This is a genomic window from uncultured Planktosalinus sp. (genome assembly GCF_963973675.1).
GTDB lineage: Bacteria > Bacteroidota > Bacteroidia > Flavobacteriales > Flavobacteriaceae > Planktosalinus.
In genome coordinates, this window is the sequence record NZ_CAXBAN010000209.1 from 1 (window position 1) to 4,648 (window position 4,648).

Here is a 4,648-nt window from a genome sequence, read left to right on the forward strand (position 1 = left end):
AAGAGCGACAGGTTTATACTATAGTTCTCTACCCCGAAAGCATCACTGATTTTTTTGGCGCAGTAAATGATACACTTCAATTTAGGACAAACACCCGTTCTATTTCAGATTATGGTTTTTTATCTCTAACACTTGAAAATGTGCAGGCATACCCATTGATAGTTCAATTAGTAACTGAAAGTGGAGAAGTGAGAAAAGAGTTTTATGCAGAAAACAGACAGACAACTTTCAATTTTGAACACATACTGCCGGCAATGCATTATGTGAGGATTATTTATGACACAAACAAAAACAGAAAATGGGACTCCGGTAGTTTTCTAAAAAAACAACAACCTGAAAAGGTTATATACTTTCCAAAACTTTTAGATATCAGAGCAAACTGGACCCTGAATGAAACCTTTGTATTAGAGTAACAAAAAAGCCCGCAATTGCGGGCTTTTATCTTTTTAAATAAGTTTACTTTGCTTACATTGAAGCAGGATAAAGGGTGATATAGTCTTTAGCTTTTACATATGGCAAATTAGAGCCATAAGTTGCATTGATGGCATCCATAAAATTATTTGCTAAAAAGGCATAACCTCTCGCAGTAGGGTGCACACCATCAAGTGAAAATGCACCACCAAATACAAGGCTCGCATTCATAGTGTACTCATCAAATGCAACGCCTGTCTCAGCAACTGAATTTAATATTTCATAGGCATCAACAAAAGCCAAGCCTTTTTGGTCAGCAACACTTTTAATGATTTGATTGAACGCTAAGGTTGCATTGATCACATCTTCTTGTTCTGGAGTGGTTAAAACCCATTGATCTTCTAACGGAACAGTAACCCCGTTTATTAACTGAGGGTTATTGTTGACTGTTGTGCCAATAAAAGCTGAAGATGGAAGTACCAACAAGTCGTCAGAAGTAGTTTGTCTGTAAGAGGGAAGGCCTAATCCGCTTAGGTCAGTTAGATATTCATCCACAATAACAACAGAATTTTGACCGGCTGAAAAGCTAATCGTTCTTTCTGCACGTTCATCAGCAGTAATCAATTGAGCTCCTTCCGCTTGCAATAGTCCGGCATTGTATGCTGCATAGGCTTGGCTCACTGCTCCTGCTGTAGCAGCATCAAGTGGCACAGGGTTGTAAGGGACCGTATTAAAGTATGGAATCGTCATCACATTTGGAATGTTTGCTACCACGCCTTTTGCTCCGGATGCAGTTAATGCGTCAACCAGTCCTGAATACACCTGTGCAAATACATTTGGATCAGTAATGTCATTTCCTCCATAGCTGGAAGGATCTAAATTACCGGCTTGATTAACGCCATTACCACCGCTAGTAGCATAGCTTAATACATCATTGTTTCCAATCCATAAAGAAAAAAATGTGGGTTGTTGAGCAACAGCATCATTTATCACAGTGGTGTTTGCGCTGCTAGCAAATCTAACAAAGTAAGGATTCGCCTGTCCTGAAGCAACACCTGCAACATTTCCATATCCGGGTGCTAGTAGATGAAAACTTTTAGCCCCGGGAACGCCCATGTTGTTAAATGAGCCACTTAAGGTATTGGTTATTTCAGTTGAGGGCATCCCTTGAACACGCTCCGGTCCTGACCCGTTAAAAAACAGCCTATTTGCTGCAATCACATTTCCCCCTAAAAGAAGACCTCCTAAATTGTCATTCATTAAAGGTTGATTGAATTCGCCGCCCCCTGCCAGTGCAAATTGACCTGCAAGAATATTGGGCAAAGAATTTTCCTGGCTTGCTAGAAATAAAGCACCGTCTGTATAACCGGCAGTTAATGAATTTCCTACTGAAACATAATTTGAAAAGTCAGCTTCACCTGAAACAATCACAACAGGTTCATCATCTGGTGAAATGCTATCGTCGTCAGATTCACAGGAAACAAATAGTGCTCCCGCGCAAAGCATTAACCATATATATTTTATACTATTAATTTTCATAATTCTATAATTATTTTATAAGTTATTGATTATTAAAGAAACATAATACTGAGTTCCGATAAGTCCTGTTCCAAAAGCAGTGAAATACTCATTGTTTCCGATGTTTGCAGCACCCACTTTTAATGTAGACTTTATAACAGGAATCGTATAGTTTATCTGTGCATCTACTACAGAATAAGCCGGCACGTTACCGTCTGCAAATGTTGCTTGCCACTCAAAAGCATCGCTCCATCTGTAATTGATGTTAAATCCTAGGTTTTTAACAACATCAGTGTTTCCAAAAGAAACCTTTACCTTGTGTTTTGGTGTATTAAAGCTGGTTCTGAAGTCAGGCGCAGATGCTTGGTCAAAATCTTCTTCAGCAAAGGTATAGTTGGCATCTAAATCAAAATTACCAAACACTCGCGATCCTATTCCTACTGTTGCTCCATAAGATTTTACGTCAGCATCAGAGTTGGTGTAGGTTTGGAAAGGCTTAACATCGCCTTGTTGCAAAGCAAGTAATGAAAGTGAATTATCACCCACCTCACCATACAATGGAACAATCACAGTTTCATTAGAAATGAAATCTTGGTATTGGTTATAATACACATTCATATCAAGAATTACTCTTCCTAATCGTGCTCTGTACCCAACTTCAAATGCAGTAACTTGTTCCGGTTTTACCAGGTCAACATTTGCTGCCTCAGGAGCACCTGCGTTTACCGAGCTTAATGAAAATGCATTTTCGTAAGCATCTCTACCTGAAACAGTACCTGAATTGCTTCCGGTAGCAGCAGCTCCTGCTCCACTAATTGGAAATGTATTATTATAACGATCAAGATTTGCTTCTGCTGAACCTACTAGAATAGCTCTACCCACATCAAGACCAATGAATAAATCTTGGGTTGTAGGGTTTCTAAAACCGGACTGTACAGAACCTCTAATGTTGTGATTTCTCTTTTCTCCTGCAGAATAAGCAATCGAAAACCTTGGAGAAAAACTTCCATCAAATAATTCAGACTCGTCATAACGAACTGACCCGGTTAACTTTAGTCTATCATCAACGAGTTTTTTCTGAACTTGTAAATAAGCCCCATATTCATTGTAAGAAATTGGCCCGTCAAAGTCTGTAAAAATAGTTCCAAACGAATTCAATCTATATTCCCTAAAAGAACCTCCAACCTGAACTTCTGCAATATCTGGCATCAGGTGAGTAAAGTTGTAATTTGCATCTGCGTGGCGCAATTGTGAAGCATCTTTAAATTGACCCCCGGTTGTAGGGTTAGGATCATTTGTAACTTTGTTAAAGGCATTTTGAAATTCGGGTGTTCCCGGTTCAAACCTGCCTGTATCGGCAGTTTGTCTTCCCAAGGCGTGCGCTTGTTCTGGGCTTAGACCGGCTAGTGTTCCTTGAATAAAGGCTCCCGCATATTGACCAAACCATTCTCGATCTGATTTCCACTGTCTATTTAAGTTAACCGCCGTAAAGCGAGTGTCATAAGAGTCCCCGGCATCTTCATCTGTGATATAGCCTCTTAAGAAGAAATTGTCATTTTTAAATTCAATTTTATGTTGTTGTAAGAAGAAGTTGTTAATTGCATAGCGGTTTGCTCCTTGATAAATCGTAGAACCTACACCTATTTTTCCTAAATAGCTGATTTCAAAATCATTTCCCCAAGGCCTGTAATATAATGCAGCATCAAATTTAACACTTTCAGCATTGTAGTCTGTGAGGTCTCTTTCCGCATACCCGGTTCTGCTTACATTTTCACTAGGTAAAAGATTGACAGCAGCAGCTGGAATTAGCCCAGCAGCTGCCAGACCTTCTCCTACACCTTTTATGTTGGTGAATACTTCATCTCCATAAATGTTTAGTCCGTCATAATTTGGATGTGACCGATCTCTTCCAGGATTGAGAACGTCTTTTTCACTTACAGCATACCAGTCTGTTCCTTTTAAAAATGAAAAGTTTGCTTTAGCTGCAAATTTATCAGAGAATTTTTTAGCAACTCGCACGCCAAAATCAAAGAAACTATTGTCACCGGCTGCTTCTTGTGAGGTGATACCTTGCTTGTAGTAAGCACTGATTCCTTCAAAGTCAAAAGGATTTTTACTGGTCATAAATAAAATTCCATTGAATGCATTGGCACCATAAAGTGCAGAAGATGCACCGGGAAGCAATTCAATACTGTGAACATCTAGTTCTGTCATCCCTAAAAGGTTACCTAAAGGAAAATTTAAAACAGGAGCAGCATTATCCATTCCATCTACAAGTTGCACAAAACGGGTGTTTGCAAAAGTGGCAAAACCTCTTGTGTTTACAGATTTAAATGTCAAACTGTTTGTGTTGATGTCAACGCCTTTTAGATTTTCAAGGCCTCCATAAAAAGAAGCTGCAGCAGTATTTTTAATTTCTTTAATCCCGTAGCGTTCAACTGTCACGGGAGATTCAAAAATACGCTCTGGTGTTCTTGAAGCAGAAACCACAATCTCGTCAAGTGAAGTTCCTTCAACTAAAACAGCATTGACAACTTGGTTATTGGCAGTAACATCAAATGACTTTGACTCAAAACCAACACTACTTATTTCTAATGTAAAAGGTGGTTGTTCTGAAACTGTCAATGTAAAGTTGCCGTCAAAATCAGTAACGGTTCCTTGAGAGGTGTTTGTTACTATTATGTTGGCTCCTAAAATAGGTAAACCATTATTGTCAACC

Annotated in this window: 2 protein-coding genes and 1 pseudogene; 1 reads left to right on the plus strand and 2 read right to left on the minus strand. The window is 39.1% G+C overall.

Annotated features, from left to right (window positions below; genetic code table 11):
* Positions 1–413: pseudogene (locus AACY61_RS08945) on the plus strand (hypothetical protein); the annotation flags it as partial.
* A 52-nt stretch (positions 414–465) separates the two neighbouring features.
* Here AACY61_RS08945 and AACY61_RS08950 read toward each other — a convergent pair.
* Both AACY61_RS08950 and AACY61_RS08955 read right to left on the minus strand, forming a co-directional pair.
* Positions 466–1,950: a G-D-S-L family lipolytic protein gene (locus tag AACY61_RS08950; RefSeq protein ID WP_339611234.1), complete on the minus strand. Its 1,485-nt coding sequence runs from the start codon at positions 1,948–1,950 to the stop codon at positions 466–468.
* Positions 1,951–1,965: 15 nt separating this feature from the next.
* Positions 1,966–4,648: TonB-dependent receptor (locus tag AACY61_RS08955; protein ID WP_339611235.1), on the minus strand; the 2,683-nt coding region annotated here is incomplete at its 5' end.